Source organism: Mycobacterium sp. HUMS_12744610, assembly GCF_041206865.1.
Taxonomy (GTDB): domain Bacteria; phylum Actinomycetota; class Actinomycetes; order Mycobacteriales; family Mycobacteriaceae; genus Mycobacterium; species Mycobacterium servetii.
Genome location: NZ_JBGEDP010000001.1, coordinates 2,796,907 through 2,815,804 on the forward strand (window position 1 = coordinate 2,796,907; position 18,898 = coordinate 2,815,804).

16 protein-coding genes and 2 pseudogenes are annotated in these 18,898 nt (G+C 70.3%); 17 read left to right on the forward strand and 1 reads right to left on the reverse strand.

The features are described 5' to 3' along the window. The first annotated feature begins 194 nt into the window (after positions 1 to 194). Genes AB8998_RS13785 through fadD1 form a run of 8 tightly spaced genes read left to right on the forward strand, consistent with a single transcriptional unit; the run spans position 195 to position 7,649 of the window. Positions 195 to 1,385, forward strand: a complete 1,191-nt coding sequence (locus tag AB8998_RS13785) for an acyl-CoA dehydrogenase family protein (protein ID WP_369738432.1) — start codon at positions 195 to 197, stop codon at positions 1,383 to 1,385. Between the two features lie 3 nt (positions 1,386 to 1,388). Continuing rightward, positions 1,389 to 2,504, forward strand: coding sequence for an acyl-CoA dehydrogenase family protein (locus AB8998_RS13790; protein ID WP_369738433.1), 1,116 nt, complete (start codon positions 1,389 to 1,391; stop codon positions 2,502 to 2,504). Further along, complete coding sequence (locus AB8998_RS13795; protein ID WP_369738434.1) at positions 2,494 to 2,994, forward strand: MaoC family dehydratase; 501 nt, start codon at positions 2,494 to 2,496, stop codon at positions 2,992 to 2,994. Before AB8998_RS13790 ends, AB8998_RS13795 begins: the two co-directional genes overlap by 11 nt. Positions 2,995 to 3,001: 7 nt before the next feature. Beyond that, positions 3,002 to 3,445, forward strand: a complete 444-nt coding sequence (locus tag AB8998_RS13800; RefSeq protein WP_369738435.1) for a MaoC/PaaZ C-terminal domain-containing protein — start codon at positions 3,002 to 3,004, stop codon at positions 3,443 to 3,445. Next, a complete protein-coding gene (locus AB8998_RS13805) occupies positions 3,442 to 4,644 on the forward strand; it encodes a thiolase family protein (RefSeq protein ID WP_369738436.1) in 1,203 nt (400 codons plus the stop codon). Before AB8998_RS13800 ends, AB8998_RS13805 begins: the two co-directional genes overlap by 4 nt. 8 nt (positions 4,645 to 4,652) lie before the next feature. Continuing rightward, complete coding sequence (locus AB8998_RS13810) at positions 4,653 to 5,066, forward strand: Zn-ribbon domain-containing OB-fold protein (protein WP_369741566.1); 414 nt, start codon at positions 4,653 to 4,655, stop codon at positions 5,064 to 5,066. Further along, entirely contained in the window at positions 5,063 to 6,046 is a 984-nt protein-coding gene (locus AB8998_RS13815) for an alpha/beta hydrolase (protein WP_369738437.1), read from the forward strand. Before AB8998_RS13810 ends, AB8998_RS13815 begins: the two co-directional genes overlap by 4 nt. Positions 6,047 to 6,050: 4 nt before the next feature. Further along, the gene (fadD1, locus tag AB8998_RS13820) at positions 6,051 to 7,649 is read left to right on the forward strand and encodes a fatty-acid--CoA ligase FadD1 (RefSeq protein WP_369738438.1); all 1,599 of its coding nucleotides are present in this window, start codon (positions 6,051 to 6,053) and stop codon (positions 7,647 to 7,649) included. Position 7,650: 1 nt separating this feature from the next. Here the strand turns inward: fadD1 and AB8998_RS13825 are convergent, their stop codons facing one another. Next, a complete protein-coding gene (locus tag AB8998_RS13825) occupies positions 7,651 to 8,511 on the reverse strand; it encodes a DMT family protein (RefSeq protein WP_369738439.1) in 861 nt (286 codons plus the stop codon). Positions 8,512 to 9,087: 576 nt separating this feature from the next. Between AB8998_RS13825 and AB8998_RS13830 the strand changes: the two genes are divergently transcribed. From AB8998_RS13830 to AB8998_RS13870, 9 genes and pseudogenes are all read left to right on the forward strand, one after another. After that, complete coding sequence (locus tag AB8998_RS13830) at positions 9,088 to 10,362, forward strand: molybdopterin-dependent oxidoreductase (RefSeq protein WP_369741567.1); 1,275 nt, start codon at positions 9,088 to 9,090, stop codon at positions 10,360 to 10,362. Then, positions 10,355 to 10,549 (forward strand): annotated as a pseudogene (locus AB8998_RS13835) (hypothetical protein); the annotation flags it as partial. The gene AB8998_RS13830 and the pseudogene AB8998_RS13835, both read left to right, overlap by 8 nt. A gap of 696 nt (positions 10,550 to 11,245) precedes the next feature. Next, on the forward strand, positions 11,246 to 12,856 hold the full coding sequence (locus AB8998_RS13840; protein WP_369738440.1) for a class I adenylate-forming enzyme family protein: 1,611 nt from the start codon (positions 11,246 to 11,248) through the stop codon (positions 12,854 to 12,856). Next, positions 12,843 to 13,616: a class II aldolase/adducin family protein gene (locus AB8998_RS13845; RefSeq protein ID WP_369741568.1), complete on the forward strand. Its 774-nt coding sequence runs from the start codon at positions 12,843 to 12,845 to the stop codon at positions 13,614 to 13,616. Before AB8998_RS13840 ends, AB8998_RS13845 begins: the two co-directional genes overlap by 14 nt. 92 nt (positions 13,617 to 13,708) lie before the next feature. Beyond that, positions 13,709 to 14,977: an amidohydrolase family protein gene (locus tag AB8998_RS13850; RefSeq protein WP_369738441.1), complete on the forward strand. Its 1,269-nt coding sequence runs from the start codon at positions 13,709 to 13,711 to the stop codon at positions 14,975 to 14,977. A gap of 167 nt (positions 14,978 to 15,144) precedes the next feature. After that, positions 15,145 to 15,477, forward strand: a complete 333-nt coding sequence (locus AB8998_RS13855) for an ArsR/SmtB family transcription factor (RefSeq protein ID WP_369738442.1) — start codon at positions 15,145 to 15,147, stop codon at positions 15,475 to 15,477. A gap of 4 nt (positions 15,478 to 15,481) precedes the next feature. Further along, a complete protein-coding gene (locus tag AB8998_RS13860) occupies positions 15,482 to 15,961 on the forward strand; it encodes an NADH-quinone oxidoreductase subunit B family protein (protein ID WP_369738443.1) in 480 nt (159 codons plus the stop codon). Then, positions 15,961 to 17,933, forward strand: a pseudogene (locus AB8998_RS13865) (proton-conducting transporter transmembrane domain-containing protein). Before AB8998_RS13860 ends, AB8998_RS13865 begins: the two are co-directional and overlap by 1 nt. Before the next feature lie 5 nt (positions 17,934 to 17,938). Further along, positions 17,939 to 18,889, forward strand: a complete 951-nt coding sequence (locus AB8998_RS13870) for a respiratory chain complex I subunit 1 family protein (RefSeq protein WP_369738444.1) — start codon at positions 17,939 to 17,941, stop codon at positions 18,887 to 18,889. The last annotated feature ends 9 nt before the right edge of the window (positions 18,890 to 18,898 follow it).

Here is an 18,898-nt window from a genome sequence, read left to right on the forward strand (position 1 = left end):
CCGCCGTCGGTCGTCGCGTAGGCGACGGGTCGTCGCGAGGTGGCGGAGCTCTGGTCGGGGCGTGTCGAAGCGGGCCTCGCGATGTCCGCGCCGCGGCGGGCGTAACGTCAGCCCGAAATCGCGGAGCTCGTTCTGTCCCCGGCGTTACGCTGGCGCTGCCGTGTGAAATGCCGGAAGGTGAGGTGGGCTTCGGAATGGACTTCGAACTCGACGCCGGGCAGCGCGCCTGGCTGGCCGAGGTCCGCGAATTCCTCCAGGAAAATGTCACCCCCGCGCTCCGCGCCGAGCTCGCCCGGCACGATCTCGAATTCCCGAACGGAGAGGTTGCGCGCTTCCGCCGCAAGATCGGCGAGAAGGGCTGGTTCGGGCTGAACTGGCCGCGCGAGTACGGCGGGCTGGGAGGCGACGGGGGCCTCGGCGCGATCCATCAGCACCTGCTGATGAGCGAGTTCGAATATTGGGGCGTGCCCGGTCCCGACCTGACGGTCACATCGGTGGCGCCGATGATCATGCGGCACGGCACCGAGCGGAACAAAGCCGAATGGCTGCCACCGATCGCCCGGGGCGAGATGATCTGCGCCGTCGGCTATTCCGAACCCGACGCCGGCACCGACCTGGCCGCCCTGCGGACCCGCGCGACGCGCGACGGCCAGGAGTGGGTGATCAACGGGACGAAGATCTGGAACAGCGGCGCCCAGCGCGCCACCCACGAATGGCTGTGCGTGCGCACCGATCCCGACGCGGCCCGGCACCGCGGCATCTCGGTCATCATCGTCCCGGTCGACAGCCCGGGGGTCCAGATCCGCCCCCTCTACGCCTGGTCGGGCTACCGCACCAACGAGGTCCACTTTCGCGACGTGCGGGTCCCGCTCACCAACCTGGTGGGCGAGGTCAACCGCGGCTGGACGTACATCACCGGCGCGCTCGACCTCGAGCGGGGCGCGCTGACCAACGCCGGCGATCTGCGCCGCGCCGTGGAGGAATTGCGCGATCTCGCGGCAACGCCCCGCCGCGACGGCAGCGTGCCCGCCGACTGTCCGGCGCTGCGCCGCCGGCTGGTGCAGGCCGAGGCCGACGTGGAGGTGGCCACGCTGATGGGCTACGAGGCCGCCTCGATGCTCGACGGCGGCGTGATCCCCACCGTGGAGGTCAGCGTCGAGAAGGTCTTCACCAGCGAACTGCGCCAGCGCATCGCCGAACTGGCGCTCGACCTGCTGGGCCCCGACGGGCTGCTGGCACACCGCAGCGAACACGCCCCGTTGGCCGGGAAGTTCGAACGGCTCTACCGGGCCGCGCCGTTGATGCGCTTCGGCGGCGGCACCAACGAGGTGCTCCGCGACATCATCGCCCAGCGCGGCCACGGCATGCCCTCGTACGGACGCTGAGCGATGAGACTGCTCCCCACCGACGAACAGCGCGAGTTCGCCTCGGCAGCGCGGGCCCTGCTGGCGGCGGAATGCCCGGTGAGCCTGGTGCGCTCGCTGTCCCAGCCTGGCGCCGACCGCAGCGCGCCGGCCCTGTGGAAGGCACTGGCCGCTGCCGGGATCTTCGGGCTCGCCGTCGCCGAGGAGTACGGCGGTTCCGGGGGCTCGCTCGACGACCTCGCCGTCTTCTACACCGAGACGGGCCGCGCCCTGTGCCCGACGATGGTGCACAGCACCGTGCATGCGGTCCTGGCGATCGACCAGCTGGGTACGCCCGCGCCGAAGGCGGCCTGGCTGCCGCCGCTGGCCCACGGCGGCCTCCGCGGCGCCACGGCGTTGTGGAACGCCCGCGACGCCGCGGCCGTATCGCCTGCCGTGCAAGCCGTTCCGGAGCCGATGCGCTGGCGGCTCAGCGGAACCGTCGACTACGTCGCCGACGCCGACGTCGCCGACCTCGTCGTGGTGTCGGCCGCCGCGCCCGGCCGCACCCTCGTCCTCGTCGTCGACACCCGCGCCGACGGGCTCGCCGTCGAGCCCCTCGACATGGCCGGCGGGCACCGGGCTTTCACCGTGCGCTTCGACGACGTGGCGGTGCCGGCCGACGCGCTGCTCGGCGACGGCGTGGGCGAGCCCGCGCTGCGCCGGCTGGCCAACACGGCGGCGGCATTGGGATCGCTGGACCTGGTGGGCATCGGCCAGGCGGTGCTGGAGCGCACCGTGGAATACACCACGCTGCGTCATCAGTTCGGCCGGGCGATCGCGTCGTTCCAGGCCGCCCAGCACCTGGTCGCCGATATGCACATCGCCCTGGCGGCAGCGCGTCTGGCCGCACACGCGGCGGTCTTCCGGATCGCCCGCGGGCACACCGGGACCCGGGAGACGGCCGTCGCCCGCATGCACGCCGCCCGCGCGGCCCGGCTGATCACCCTGAACGCGCATCAGTTGCACGGCGGGATGGGGTATGTGACCGAGACGGACCTGCATCTGTGGAGCGAACGGGCCCGGCTGGGCTCGACGCTCGGAGGCGGGGCCGACGTCGCCGCGGCATGGCTGGAGGAGGCCCCGAACGATGAACGATGACAGCCTGATCGACGCCGAGTCGGCGTCGCGGGTGGGCACGGTCGCCGCCGCGGCGACGGGCGAGGTGAACCGGCGCGACTGGCAACGCTGGGCGGCCGCGGTCGGCGACCGCAACCCGCTGTGGTTCGACCCCGAGTACGCCCGGGCCAACGGGTATCGCGACGTCATCTGCCCGCCGCTGTTCCTGCAGTACGCCGTGCTGGGCGTCACGCACCTCGACACGCTGCGGCCCGACGGTTCCTCCGGCGCCGTCTCGGGCAGCCTGGCGTTCCCCCGCGCCCCCAAGCGGATGGCGGGCGGGGAGAGCTTCACCTTCCACCTGCCCGCCTATCACCGGGACCAGATCGACATGGTCCGCACCATCGAGTCGATCACCGAAAAAGAAGGCCGCTCGGGCGGATTCGTTCTCGTGACCTGGCACACGATCTACCGCAACCAGCACGGCGACCTGGTCGCCGAAGCCTCCACCTCGATGATCGCCCGGCCTTAGGAGCGCCTTGACCGACCGACAGGTCTTTTTCGACGACGTCAGCGCGGGGGAGCAGATCCCGGCGCTGAACGTCACCGTCGACGAAACCCAGCTGTTCTTCTTCAGCGCCGCCACCTACAACGGCCACCGCATCCACTACGACAAGCAGTGGGCGCATGAGGAAGGCTACGACGACGTGCTGGTCCAGGGCCCGTTGCAGGCGGCGCTGCTGGCGCGCGCGGTCGGCGACTGGATCGGCGGACGCGGTCGCCTGGTGTCCTTCTCGGTGCAGAACCGGGCCGTGGCCTATCCCGGCGAGTCGCTGCAATTCGGCGGGGTCATCACCGGCACCCGCCTCGCCGACGGGGGTGCCGGGCTGGTGGACCTCGACATCGCCGGCCGCCGCGGGGACACCGTGCTGATGCCCGGGACGGCGACGGTGCAGCTGCCCCGGCGCGGAACGCCGGCATGACGGGGCTGCGCGGCCAGGCGGCCATCGTCGGCATCGCCGAGTTGCCCGCCGAACGACGGCCGACCGCGCCGCCCTCGTTCACCCTCGACCAGTACGCCGCGTTGGCGAAGCTGGTCGTCGAGGACGCCGGCGTCGACCCCGCCGCCGTCAACGGTCTGATCACCCACGGCGTGGCCGAATCGGCGATGTTCGCGCCCGCCACGCTGTGCGAATACCTGGGCCTGGCACTGGATTTCGGCGAACGGGTCGACCTGGGCGGAGCCACCTCGGCGGGAATGGTGTGGCGGGCCGCGGCCGCGGTGGAACTGGGCGTCTGCGATGCGGTGCTGGCCGTCGTACCCGGATCGGCAGCGCTGCCCCGGTCGGCGACCAGGCCGGCCGCCGCCCCGAATTGGTATGGGGCGTCGTCGAACAACTACGGGTCACCCCAGGCCGAGTTCGAAATCCCCTACGGCAACGTGGGCCAGAACGCACCGTATGCGCAGATCGCCCAGCGGTACGCGGCCGAGTTCGGCTACGACCCGGCCGCGATCGCCGAGATCGCGGTGGACCAACGCACCAACGCGTGCGCGCACCCGGGCGCGGTGTTCCACGGCACCCCGATCACCGTGGACGACGTTCTCGCCAGCCCGATGATCGCCGACCCGATCCACATGCTGGAAACGGTGATGCGGGTGCACGGGGGAGCGGGTGTGCTGATCGCCAACGCCGACCTCGCGCGCCGCAGCCGGCATCGGCCCGTGTGGATCACCGGCTTCGGCGAGCACATCGCGTTCAAGACCCCGACCTACGCCGCGGACCTGCTGCGCACGCCGATCGCCCGGGCCGCCGACAAGGCGTTCGCGATGGCCGGGCTGAGCCGCTCCGACGTCGACGTGGCGTCGATCTACGACTGCTACACGATCACGGTGCTGATGAGCCTGGAGGATGCGGGCTTCTGCGCGAAAGGCAAAGGCATGCAATGGGTCACCGACCACGACCTGACCTACCGCGGTGATTTCCCGCTCAACACCGCCGGCGGCCAGCTCTCCTACGGGCAGGCCGGCATGGCGGGCGGCATGCACCACGTCGTCGACGGCGCCCGCCAGATCATGGGCCGGGCCGGCGACGCGCAGGTGCGCGACTGCCACACCGCGTTCGTCACCGGCAACGGCGGCATCATGAGCGAGCAGGTGGCGCTGCTCCTGCGAGGGGACTGACCGTGACCGTGAACCCCACCGAACCCCGACCCGTCCCCGAGCCCACGCCCGTCTCCCGGCCGTTCTGGGACGGACTGGCCCAACACCGCATCATGGTGCAGTACTCGCCGTCGGCGGGCCGCTACGTGTTCTATCCCCGCACGCTGGCCCCCGGGACGCTGGCCGACGACCTGGAATGGCGTGAAATCGACGGCGCCGGAACCCTGTACACGTTCACCGTGGCCCGCAGGCCCACCGGGCCGCCCTGGGCCGATGCGCTGCCCCAGTTGCTCGCGGTGGTCGAGTGGGACGCCGGGCCGCGGATCAGCACCGAATTGGTCGACGTCGACGCGCGCGACGTCCGGATAGGAATGCGAGTGATGCCGGTGTTCTGTGATCTCCCCGATGCCGGGATCACCCTGCTGAAGTACCGGCCCGCATGAGCGGGCCGACGATGCACACCCACGTTCACCGGACCCAGGTCGACGACTACCTGCGGGACATGTTGCGCGAGTTGGACGCCGGTTTCCCGCGCGTCGAGACCATGACGGGTGCGGCGGCGCGGGAGGCGGTGGCCAAACGCCGCATGCCCGTCAACAACGCGGGCGACGTGCACAGCGCCGTCGACCACACGGTTCCGGGTCCGGCGGGGAAGATCCCCGTGCGGGTCTATTACCCGCACGGCGAGCCGCGCACCGACCGGCCCGCGATCGTGTTCTGCCACGGTGGCGGATTCGTCTTCTGCGGCATCGACTCCCACGACGGCTTCTGCCGTACCCTGGCGCGCGGCAGCCAGGCCGTCGTCGTGTCGGTCGACTACCGGCTCGCCCCCGAACATCCCGCCCCGGCCGCCGCGCTGGACGCCTTCGCCGCCTTCTGCTGGACGGCGGAGCACGCTGGGGACCTCGGCATCGACGCGGCGCGCATCGCCGTCGCCGGCGACAGCGCCGGCGGCAACCTGGCGGCGGTCGTGCCCATCCTGTGTCGCGAACGTGGGGTGGCCCCGCCGGCCGCCCAGGTGTTGCTCTATCCGGTCATCGACCCGTCGTTCGACACCGACAGCTACCGCCGCTACGCCCAGGGTCCGTTCAACACCCGCGCCGCGATGCAGTGGTACTGGCGGCAGTACCTCGGCGGTGACGGGATCGTCGACCCGCCCTACCTCGTGGCCCCCGCCCGCGCAGCGTCGCACGCGGATCTGCCGCCCGCGGTCGTCGTCACCGCCGGGGAGGACCCGCTGCACAGCGAGGGCTGCGACTACGCCCGCCGGTTGCACGACGCGGGCGTGCCGGTCGTGCACCGCGACTTCCCCGACATGTTCCACGGCTTCATGACGATTCCGTCGCTGGCCGCGTCGGTGCTCGCGCGCGACCTGGTCTACGCCGACCTGCGCACGCTGCTCGACCCGGCGTCCGGGAGCTGAGACGGTGCCGGAGACGGTCCAGCAACTGCTACGGCAACGCCTGCACGACGACACCCGCGCCGTCGCCCACGGCGACCGGACCTGGACCTGGCGGGAACACCTCGCCGAGGCCGAGGCCGAGGCGGCCGCCCTGATCGCGCTCGCCGACCCCACCCGTCCGCTGCACGTCGGCGCCCTGCTCGCCAACTCGCCGGAGATGCTGCGCGCGATGGCCGCGGCCGCGCTGGGCGGCTACGTCCTGTGCGGCCTCAACACCACCCGGCGCGGCGCCGGCCTGCTCGCCGACATCCGGCGCTCCGACTGCCAGATGCTGCTCGTCGACGACGAGCACCTGCCGCTGCTGGACGGCCTGGATCTGTCCGGCGTGCGGGTGCTGGCCGTGAACGGGTCCGGCTACGCCGGGGCGGTCGCGGCCGCGCCACCCCTGGTGGCCCACCGCGAGGTCACCGCGACCGACACGCTGATGATGATCTTCACCTCGGGCACCAGCGGAAATCCCAAGGCCGTTCGGTTCGCGCACGGGATGGCGATCATGTGCGGGGCGAGCCTGATCTTCCAGTACGACATCGCCGCCGACGACGTCTGCTACCTGTCGATGCCGCTGTTCCACTCCAACGGTGTCGCCGCCGGCTGGGCGGTCGGGGTCGGCTGCGGCGCCACCATGGTCCCGGTCCGGTTCTCGCCGTCGCGCTTCCTGGACGACGTGCGCCGCTACCGCGTGACCTACATGAACTACGTCGGCAAGCCGCTCGCCCTGATCCTGTCCACCCCGGAACGCCCCGACGACGCCGACAACACCCTGCGGGTGGCCTTCGGCAACGAGGCGACCGACCGCGACATCGACGAGTTCGCGCGGCGTTTCGGCTGCCGGGTGATCGACAGCTTCGGCTCCAGCGAGTTCGCGGTGATCGTCGTGCGCGAGGACGGCGCCCCGCCCGGCTCGATCGGCAAGCCGTATCCGGGGGTCGGCATCTACAACCCGGTGACGTGTAAGGAGTGCGCCGTCGCCGAATTCGACGAGAACGGGGCCCTGATCAATTTCGACGACGCGGTCGGCGAACTCGTCAACACCACGGGCGCCGGCCCGTTCACGGGGTACTACAACGATTCCGCCGCGACGGCCGAGCGCCTGCGGCACGGCATGTACTGGTCGGGCGATCTGGCCTACCGCGACGCCGACGGCTGGATCTACCTGGCGGGCCGCACCGCCGACTGGATGCGGGTCGACGGCGAGAACCTGGCCGCGGCGCCCATCGAGCGCATCCTGAGCCGGATTCCCGAAGTCAGCCAGGTCGCGGTCTATGCCGTGCCCGACGAGCGGGTCGGCGACCAGGTGATGGCCGCACTGGTCCTTCGTGCGGGAACCGATTTGGCACCAAGCGATTTCGAGAAGTTTCTGACCGCCCAGCCCGACCTGTCGCCGAAGGCGTGGCCACGCTACGTGCGCATCAACGCCAACCTGCCGGTGACGGCCACCAACAAGATCCTCAAACGCGAGTTGATCGCCGCCGGCGCCGATGCGCAGGGCGGGGTGCTGTGGACGCGGCCGGCGCGCGGGACCACCTTCGCCCCGTCTTCCGAAACGCCGGCGGCCACAACGTGATCTAGAGGACGGCCTCGCCGATGGCCTGTTCCGGCGCCTCGCCGAGGCGCGCCAGCACCAGCGCGGCCGCCACGGCCACCAGGAATCCTGCCACCACCAGCCAGCCGAGCCCGTCGCGCGCGCTGTCACCCAGCCACACCACTCCGACGAGTGCGGGCGCGATCGTCTCGCCGACAACCATCCCGGCGACGGCCGTGGTCACCGATCCGCGATGCAGCGCGGAGGTGAGCAGCAGGAAGCCGGCGATCCCCCCGGTGGCCGCAGCGTACAGGGCCGGGTTGGAGTAGAAGGCGCGCTTGGTGGGATCGAGGACGTCGATCAGCCGCACGCCGACCTCGATGACTCCGAAGCCGGTCCCCGCGGCCAGCCCCAGCGCGAGCGCGCGCGGGCGGTCCGGCAGCCGGCCCGCGGCGGCGCCGGCCACCAAGATCGCCGCCGCCACGCCCACCAACGCCCAGCCCAATCCCGCGGGAGCGTGCCGGGAGTGTCCCGGTCCGGCGGCCAGGGCCAGCGCGACCAGGCTCATGCAGATGACGCCCACGGCCGTCCATTCGGCCCACGACAAGCGCGCCGACAGCATCCAGGCGGCCACGACGCCGGTGACGGCGATCGAGGCGGCCAGTGCCGCGGCGACCACATAGATCGGCACCAACCGCAGCGCCGCCACCTGGAACAAAAAGCCCAACCCGTCGAGGCCGACGCCGGCCAGGTAGCGCCACTGCCGGGCGGCCCGCGCCAGCAGCACGGGGTCGACCCCGGAGCCGCTGCCCGCTTCCACCGACCGCGTGGCCGCCGCCTGCAATACCGACGCCGAGCCGTAACAGACCGCGCAACCCAGCGCGATCAGGAAGCCGGTCAGCACACCCCGACAATAGGCGGGCCGGGGCCGGGCCGCCGATCGCGCGCCGTGCGCAGCCACCTGCGCGACGCCGATCGGATTTCCCGATGGACGGCATCGGCGATCTCAATGGCGCGCCGGGACGCCGGTACATTTCCGGTAGGCCCCACCGCGGAGCAGAATCTGGCAAGCTTCGAGGCGATGTTCGACACCAACGTGCGCGGTACCCACTTCCTGGTCGCGGAACTGGCCACGGGGATGCTCGCGCGGGGGAGCGGAATCTCTCAACGTCACGTCGTTGGCCGCCGTGAAGGGCGTGCCCGGGGCGTCGGTCTACAGCGCGGCGCTGGAGTCGCTGACCCGCATGTGGGCGGCCGAGTTCGGAGCCAACGGCGTTCGGGGTGAACGGTGTTCTCCCCGGTCCGACCCGCACCGCGCATCCCGCCGAAATCGTCTAAGCCGTAGCGTTTTTGGCGTTGCCACGGGCCGATCACGTGACCGGGTCCACGCTCTACCCCGACGGCGGCGGGTCGGCCGCGTGAAAGCCGGCCCGTGAGCGGACCCGAACGACCCGAGCCGCGCTACGGTTTCCCGGCCCGGCTGTGGCGTGCGCTCGACGACCATCCGCCGCCCGGCGCCCGGCGGCTGCAGCGGTGGCGCAGCCCGCTGCGCGGGCGGTGGCTGACATCGGTGTTCGGCGCGACGCTGCTGGTAACCCTGCCCATCGTCGCCCTCACGGGCCTGCTGTCCTACATCGCCTACGGGCCGCGATTCGGGCAGGCGATCCCGGGCGACGTCGGGTGGCTGAAGCTGCCGACGTTCGACTGGCCCACCGACCCGTCCTGGCTGTACCGGCTGAGCCAGGGACTGCACGTGGGACTCGGGCTCGTGGTGATCCCGGTGGTGCTGGCCAAGCTGTGGTCGGTGATACCCCGGCTCTTCGCGTGGCCGCCGTCGCGCTCGATCGCCCAACTGCTGGAACGGGTTTCGCTGCTGATGCTGGTCGGCGGCGTCCTGTTCGAAATCGTGACCGGCGTGCTGAACATCCAGTGCTTCGGGTTCAGCTTCTACACCGCGCACTATTTCGGCGCGTGGGTGTTCATCGCCGGGTTCCTCGTGCACGTCGCGATCAAGGCGCCCCGAATGTGGTCGAGCCTGCGCGCGATGCGACTGCGCGACGTGCTGCGCACCCGTCGGGAGGACACCCGGGCGGAGCCCTGGGAGCCCGACGGACTGGTCGCCGCCGAGCCGGGCCCCGTCACGATCAGCCGCCGCGGCGCACTGGCGCTGGTGGGCGGTGGGGCGCTGTTCATGGCCGTCATCACCGCGGGCCAGACCCTGGGCGGCGTCACCCGGCACGCCGCACTGCTGTTGCCCCGCGGGCGGACCCGCGGCGACGGGCCCAACGACTTCGAGATCAACCGGACCGCCCTGGCGGCCGGGATCTCCAGCGCCCGGACGGGGGAGCGCTGGCGGCTCACGCTGACCGGCGGCGCGCGGCCGGTCGTCCTGGATCGCGCCGCGCTGCTGGCGCTGCCTCAGTACACCGCGACACTGCCGATCGCCTGCGTGGAGGGCTGGTCGACGGTACAGACCTGGACCGGGGTGCGTCTGGGCGACCTGGCCCGCCTGGCCGGGGTGCCGGCACCGGAATCGGCGCACGTGTCCTCGCTGGACTCCGGCCCGTTCGGCAGCGCGACGCTGCAGCGCAACCAGGTGCTGGACCCCGACGCGCTGCTGGCGCTGCGCGTCAACGGCGTCGACCTGTCCGCGGACCACGGCTATCCCGCACGCATCGTCGTCCCCGCGCTGCCCGGCGTGCACAACACCAAATGGGTGACCGCGATCGCCTTCCGGGCGGCCCCAGATGCGTAGCGCCCTGGCGTGGTTCGCCCGGATCTACGGATCCCACCCACTGCACCTGCTGAGCCTGGTCGCCGGGTTCACGCTGTTGGGATACGTGCTGGCCACGTTCAAACCGGCCACGCTGTGGAACCCGGACGCCTGGTGGCAGTCGATCGCCGTGTGGTTCGCCGCGGCGATCGTCGCGCACCACCTGGTGCGCCGTGGCCGCACACCACCGGTTCGGCGTCCCGGGGCCCGTCGTCGAGCAGGAACGACGAGATCCCGTCGGCGCGCAGCGTGCGTCCGGCGGATCGATGCGCTTCGAGCAATCGGCTGGTGTTGGGCATGCCTGGATTCAGGGTGACGACAGCGTGGCCGCGGGCTGCAGAAGCGGCTCGACGTGCAACTGCTGATCCGCGGCAACGCCGGCGCCACCCCCACCCCGGCCGGCCGCCGGCCTTGGAGGATCTTGCATAGCTTCTTGGAGTCTTCTAGGAACCGGTCGCGGCGTACCAACCAGGGGGAAACGCCAACATGCACTGGGGGGCATGTCAAATCGCAAGGCTAAGGCCACAGCCGTGTTGTGCGGTGGCGTGGCCGTGTTTGCCTGGGCGATCGGAACGTCACCGGACGCCACGATGGCGACGGCGGCAAGCGCAGTTTCCTCCCGCGTGAGCCCGCCGCCGCCGGCCCCGCCCACCGCTGGCGACGCCCCGTCCAACCCGTCGGCGGGGGCGGCTGCATCGTCGGCCTGAACTGCGGCTGCATCCGCAACGTCACCTGTCCGTACCCGCACTTCCGGCGCCCGGCGGTTCCCGACATCGACACCGATCAACACCCTGCCCCCGCCGCCCCGCCCACTCCCTGACGACGCCGCCGACCGGCCCGGCCGCGGCTTTCCTATCATTTGGTCATGAGCGCCGGTGAGCTGGAAATAATGGGCTCGCCGGCGTTCGCCGTCGATGACTCGGCGCGGTTCCGCGCCGAGGGCTGGTGGTCCGATGCGACGCTGTCGGACGCGGTCCGCCGCAACGCCGAGGGCTCACCCGATCGTCCCGCCTACATCGACCATCCCGGTGGCGCGCTGACATGGGCCGAATTCGATTCCGTGGCAACAGCTCTGGCCGGTCAGTTGGCCGCGGCCGGTGTGACGCGCGGTGACCGGGTGGCGGTGTGGCACGGGGATTCGGCTGCCATCCACGCGTTGTTCGTCGCCGTCGAACGCTGCGGCGCCGTCGTGGTCGGCATCGGTGCGCGCGCCGGCACCCGTGAGGTTGCGGCGATCCTGCGCGGCGCCCGGCCCGACATCATGGTCAGCGATCGTGCGCGCAGCGGCGCCGCGGCCGAAGTCTGTGCCGGGTCCGGGCCGACTGTGCTCACCCTGCACGGCCTGCGCCTCGACATCGACGCCCCGCCCGCGGCCCCGGGCGACGAGGCCCGGCTCGGCCCCGACGACGTCTTTTTGATCAACTCCACCTCCGGGACCACCGGCCTGCCCAAGTGCGTGGTGCACACCCAGAACCGCTGGCACTACTTCCACCGCAAGGCCGTCGCCAACGGGCAGCTGCGCCCGGACGACGTGTTCCTGCCGGTCATTCCCATGCCGTTCGGGTTCGGGATCTGGACCAGCCACACCACCCCGATCTACCTCGGCGCCACCGCCGTCCTCCTCGACCGGTTCACCACCACGGCGGCATGCGAGGCGATAGAACGGCACAAGGCCACCGTGTTATGTTGTGTTAGCACACAATTGACCATGTTGATGGCGGATCCGGCCACCCGCGGGCACGACCTGAGTTCGCTGCGCGTGGTGTTCACCGGCGGCGAGGCGCTGCCGTACCGGCCCGCGGCCGAGTTCGAGGACCTCACCGGTGCCACGATCCTGCAGTTCTACGGCTCGAACGAGACCGGGATTCTCAGCGCCACCACGTTTGACGATCCGCGCCAGCGCCGGTTGCGCACCGGTGGGCGGATCGTCCCGGAGATGGCGGTCCGGCTCTTCGACGGGGACCGCGACGTCACCGACACGGGACGGGGCCAGCCCGCCTGCCGGGGTCCGGCGACCAGCCTCGGCTATCTCGGCGGCACCGACCACGACAAGCTGTTCACGCGCGACGGGTGGATGCGGATGGGCGACATCTGCGAGATCGACGCGGACGGCTATCTGAGCGTCACGGGGCGCACGTCGGATTTCATCCTGCGCGGTGGTAAGAACATCAGCGCCAGCCAGGTCGAGGACGCCGTCGCCACCCATCCCGCGATCGCGGTGGCCGCCGCGGTGGCGATGCCCGATCCGGTGTTCGGCGAGAAGGTCTGCCTCTACGCCGAACTCGCCGCTTCGCCGGGCATCGACCTGCCCGAGTTGGCCGAATTCCTCTTGGCGCAAGGAGTTTCCAAGGAACTGCTGCCCGAGCGGCTCATCGTGGTCGATGAGCTGCCCCGTTCGTCGGGAGGCAAAATAGCCAAAGGCCTGCTCCGCGAAGACATCCGCGCCAGAATGGAGGGCGATGATGAAGGGTGCTGACGCCAGGCGGGGCGGCCTCGAAGTGTGGTCGCCCTCGGTGGTTCCCCCGATCGGGGTCGAACTGTCCGACGAGCAGGCGTTGGCGGTCGCGTTCCGGCACCTGGCCGCGATCGGGTTCGCCGAGAACATGGCCGGACACATCACCTGGCAGCTCGACGGCCAGACCGACATGCTCGTCAATCCGTGGGGGCTGTGGTGGGCCGAGCTCACCGCCTCCGACATCTGCGCCGTCGACAGCGACGCCCGGGTGGTCCGCGGGCGCTGGGACGTCACCCCGGCCATCCACATCCACACCGAACTGCACCGGGCCCGCCAGGACGCGCGGGTGGTGATCCACAACCATCCCTACTACGTGTGCGTGCTCGCCGCGCTGGGCAGGCTGCCCGAGTTGGTACATCAGACCGGCTCGCTGTTCCTCGGCGACCTGTGCCTGGTGGACACCTACGACGGCGAGATCGACAGCCCCGCCCGCGCCGCGGAACTGGCGACGCGCATCGGCGACGCCAACCTGACGATCCTGGCCAACCACGGCGTCCTCGCCACCGGCCGCAATCTGCCGGAGGCCGTCTACCGCGCGGCCTCGATCGAACGGGTGTGCAAGCTGGCCTACGACGTCATGCTCACCGGCAAAGAGCCCGTCGCCATGAACTTGTCCGACATGGCAGGCATGCAGCGCTCGCTCGTCGAACGTGCCGCCGACGTGTACTGGGCGGGCGCGGCGCGGATGACCATCAAGGCCGACCCGGATGTGCTGACGTGAAGCCCCGGCCATCCCGGTGGACCCGGGGCGGCGACACGCCGGTCGGCCGCACCGCCACGTCACACTTATCCCACTCGATCGGAGGTTGACGGGTGAAATCGATCGACGAGCTGGCCGAAGACCTCAACTTCACGACCGCCAAGACGGGCGACACCCGGTCGGTCACCTTCCTGCCCGACCCGCCGCGGGCGCCGCGCCGCTACACCGTGATCTCGGTCGACGATCACATCGTCGAACCCCCCGATACCTTCGCCGGGCGGGTGCCGCGCAAGTTCGCCGACCGCGCGCCGAGGGTGGTCGACACCGACGCGGGCGGGCAAACATGGGTGTACGACGGCCGGCAGTTGCCCAACGTCGGCTTCAACGCCGTGGTCGGGCGGCCGGTGGCGGAGTACGGCTTCGAGCCGGTCCGTTTCGACGAGATGCGCAGGGGCGCCTGGGACATCCACGAGCGCATCGCGGACATGGACCTGAACGGCATCTACGCCTCGCTGAATTTTCCCTCGTTTCTGCCGGGCTTCGCCGGACAGCGGCTGCAGCAGGTGACCACGGACCGCGAGCTGGCCCTGGCCGCCGTCCGCGCCTGGAACGACTGGCACCTCGAGGTGTGGGCGGGGTCTTACCCCGAGCGAATCATCCCCTGTCAGCTGCCGTGGCTGCTGGACCCCGTGGTGGGCGCACAGATGATCTACGAGAACGCCGAGCGCGGTTTCCCCGCCGTCACCTTCAGCGAGAACCCGGCGATGCTGGGGCTGCCGAGTATCCACTCGGGGCACTGGGACCCGATGATGGCGGCGTGCGCCGAGACGGGCACCGTCGTCAATCTGCACATCGGGTCGTCGGGATCCTCGCCGTCGACCACCGAGGACGCGCCCCCGGATGTGGCCGGTGTGCTGTTCTTCGCCTATGCGATCTCGGCGGCGGTCGACTGGCTGTACTCCGGGCTGCCCAGCAGATTCCCCGACCTGAAGATCTGCCTGTCCGAGGGTGGGATCGGCTGGGTGGCCGGGCTGCTCGACCGTCTCGACCACATGCTCAGCTACCACGCGATGTACGGCACCTGGCAGGCGCTCGGTGAAAGCCTCACTCCGGCAGAGGTTTTCACTCGTAACTTCTGGTTCTGCGCGGTGGAGGACAAGTCGTCGTTCGTGCAGCGGGACCGCATCGGTGTCGACAACATCATGCTGGAGGCCGACTACCCGCACTGCGACTCGACCTGGCCGCACACCCAGGAGACCGTCCACGGGCAGATCGGCGATCTGCCGCAGGACGTGATTCGCAAGTTCACCTGGGAGAACGCGTCCCGGCTGTACCGGCACCCGGTGCCGGTCGAAGTGCAGCGCGATCCCGAGGCGTTCTGACTTTCAGCCGAGTTCCCGACTCGCAGTCGCCGGCCGCTTGCCGATGGCACGAGGCGCAAAACGGATCGTCGGCGTCAGTCGCTCCGGGTAGGCATGACTCCGAATGGACATGATAAAGTCTTCAACTGTTCGAACGTTGGAACGATGAAGTCTTCAGGAGGGCTGTGGTGTCGGCGCCGCTGTACCAACTCAAGGCCGAATTGTTCAAGACGCTCGCCCATCCGGCGCGAATCAGGATCCTCGAGCTGTTGGCAGCGCAAGATCGATCGGTCGCCGAGTTGTTTCCCGAGGTGGGTTTGGAGGCGTCGAACCTGTCGCAGCAGTTGGGAGTGTTGCGCCGCGCCGGGGTGGTGAGTTCTCGCAAGGAGGGGAGCGCCGTGATTTATTCGATGGCATCCCCGAACATCGCGGAATTGTTGATGGTCGCGCGAAATGTGCTGGCCGGGGTGTTCAGCGACCGGGCCGCGATGCTCGATGACCTACAAGCGGATCAACGGTAGCCCGATGAGTTGGATTGGCAAGATCTTGCGTGTCGGCCGCGTGGTGGAAGGTGCCGGTCCAGCCCCGGAGCCTGTCATGGATCCGCCTGCGGGAGTGCGGGGTTCGCTGCAGATCCGGCATGTCGATGCGGGGTCGTGCAACGGCTGCGAGGTGGAGATCTCGGCCGTGTTCGGTCCGGTGTACGACGCCGAACGATTCGGGGCGCGGCTGGTCGCCTCGCCCCGGCATGCCGATGCGCTGCTGGTGACCGGAGTGGTCACCCGCAACATGGCTGACCCACTGCGCAACACGGTCGCAGCCACACCGCAACCGCGGGTGGTGATCGCCTGCGGCGACTGCGCGGTGAACCGGGGGGTGTTCGCCGATGCCTACGGGGTGGTCGGTGCGGTGGACGAGGTGGTGCCCGTCGACGTCGGAATCCCCGGCTGCCCACCCACACCCGCCGAGATCGTCGCGGCGTTGCGCTCGGTGACCGGAAAGTAATGGCCACGCTCACCATTGCTCCGGCAACCGAGCCCAACACGGTGCATCACCAGGGTTTGGCATCGCTTGCGGGCGGAGCCGTCACGTCGGCGCTGGGCGCACTCGGGGTGTGGGTCGGCTTGCTGCGGTTTTCGGCACGGTGCGCCCGCTGCATATCGGCTGGCTGATCCCCCTGTCGGGGGTGTATCTGGCGCTCGACCCACTCGGCGGGTTCTTTGTCGCGCTGACGGGTGGGGTCGCCATTCCCGTCGGGGTGTACGCGATCGGCTACGCGCGTCGGGAACATCTCGGGCGGCTCCCGTCGGCAGTGCTGCCGGTGTTCGTGGCGGCGATGCTCCTGGTCCCGGCGGCGGGGTCGGCGACGACCTTCCTGGTGGCGTGGGAGTCGATGGCGCTGGCGTCGCTGATCCTGGTGGTGGCGGATCACACACGGCCTGAAGTGCGTTCGGCCGGTCTGGTGTATGCGGTGATGACGCAGCTCGGGTTCGTGGCCATCCTGACCGGGCTGATGGTGCTGTCGGCGTCCGGCGGCGCGGATCGCTTCGCCGCACTGGCGCCGGTGTCCGATGGCACGCGTATCGCCGTGTTCGCGCTGACCGTGGCCGGGTTCGGGTCCAAAGCCGGGTTGGTGCCGTTGCATGCCTGGCTGCCGCGGGCACACCCGGAGGCGCCCAGCCCGGTATCGGCGTTGATGAGTGCGGCGATGGTCAACCTCGGTGTCTACGGCATCGTCCGGTTCGACCTGCAGCTGCTCGGGCCGGGCCCGCGTTGGTGGGGGCTGGTGCTGCTGGCGATCGGCGCTGTGTCGGCGGTGTACGGGGTGCTGCAGGCCACGGTGGCCACGGATCTCAAACGGCTGCTTGCCTATTCGACCACCGAGAACATGGGGTTGATCACCCTGGCGTTGGGGGCAGCCACGCTGTTCGCGAACTCCGGCGCGCGCGCGGCGGCCACGATCGCGATGGCAGCAGCGGTGCTGCATCTGATCGGGCACGCAGCGTTCAAAGGCCTGGGCTTCATGGCCGCCGGTTCGGTGCTGGCCGCGACCGGGCTGCGTGACTTGGACCGGCTTGGCGGGCTGGCCCGCAGAATGCCCGCGACCACGGTTCTGTTCGGAGTGGCCGCCCTGGGGGCGGCCGGACTTCCGCTGGGCGCCGGTTTCGTCGGCGAGTGGCTGCTGATTCAGTCGCTGATCCACGCCGGCGCCAACCACGACACGCTGGTGGCGCTGACCGCGCCGTTGGCGGTCGGCGCGGTGGCCTTGACCACCGGACTGGGTGTGGCGGCGATGGTCAAGGCGTTCGGTGTCGGGTTTCTGGCACGTCCACGCTGCGCGGCCGCCGGCGACGCGGCAGAAGCCCCGGGCAGCATGGTCGGCGGGATGGTCATCGCTGGGTGCGTGTGTGTGGTGGCGGCGGTGGCGCCGGGGGTGGCTGCGCCGATATTGCGGCGGGTCCTCGCCGTGCTGCCTGCGGCGGCGACGGTCCGGTTCAGCGACTTCGGCACGGTGATACGGCTGCCCCGGATGTCCGGGTCGGTCGCGCCGGGGTGGATCGCCGCGGCGTTGACTGCGGCGGTGGTGCTGGCCGTCGTGCTGGCACGGTGGCGCTCGCGCCGGCGTCCACGACCCGCCCTCCTGCCGCTGTGGGCATGCGGTGCCGACGACCTGACGTCGCGGATGCAATACACGGCAACATCATTCGCGGAGCCGCTGCAGCGCGTCTTCGATGACGTATTGCGTCCAGACACCGATATCGAAGTTACCCACCTCGACGAATCGCGATACATGGCTCAGGCGGTCACCTATCGGGCCAAGTTCACTGACGCGATCGAAGACCGCCTCTATACCCCGGTGATCCGTGCGGTGGCCGTGGCGGCCGCTTTGGTGCGGCGCGCTCACACCGGCAGCGTGCACCTCTACCTCGCCTACGGTGCGCTCGGCGTGCTGATCGTGATGGTGGTCGCCAGGTGAACCCTATGTCGTTCGTCGCCGGCGTCGCGCAGCTGGCCGTTGTCGTGTTAGGTGCGCCGCTGATGATCGGGCTGATGCGCCAGGTGCGGGCCGCGTTGGAGGGACGCGCCGGTGGCGGGCTGCTGCAACCCTGGCGGGATATACGCAAACAGCTTGGCAAACAACAGGTCACCCCGCGGGGCACCACGGTGGTGTTCGCTTCGGCGCCCGCGGTGCTGGCCGGCACCACGCTGCTGATCGTGGCCATCGCGCCGATCGTGGCCACCGGGTCGCCCCTGGACCCGGTCGCCGATCTGTTCGCCGTTGTCGGCCTGCTGTTCCTGGGTACCGTCGCGTTGGCGTTGGCCGGAATCGACACCGGCACCTCCTTCGGTGGCATGGGCGCCAGCCGCGAGATCACCATCGCCGCGCTGGTCGAGCCGACGATCCTGCTCGCCGTCTTCGCGCTCTCCATCCGCGCCGGGTCGTCCAACCTCGGCGCGGTGGTCGCCAACACGCTCGAGCACCCGGGGCACGTCGCATCGCTGACCGGAGTGTTGGCTTTCGTCGCCCTGGTGGTGGTCATCATCGCCGAGACCGGACGACTACCGGTCGACAACCCGACCACCCACCTCGAGTTGACCATGGTGCACGAGGCGATGACGCTCGAATATGCCGGGCCTCGCCTGGCATTGGTGGAATGGTCATCCGGGATGCGGCTGGCGGTGCTGCTGGCGCTGCTGGCGAATCTGTTCGCACCATGGGGCATCGCCGGAAGTCGTCCCAGCCCGCTCGACATCGTGATCGGTGTCGTCGCCATCGCGGCCAAGGTCGCGCTGCTGGCCGCGCTGATGGCTGCCGCGGAGGTGTTCATCGCCAAGCTGCGACTGTTCCGGGTGCCCGAACTGCTGGCCGGGTCGTTTCTGCTCGCCCTGCTCGCCGTCACCGCCGCGAACTTCTTCACCGTGGCGGCATGAGGACGCACC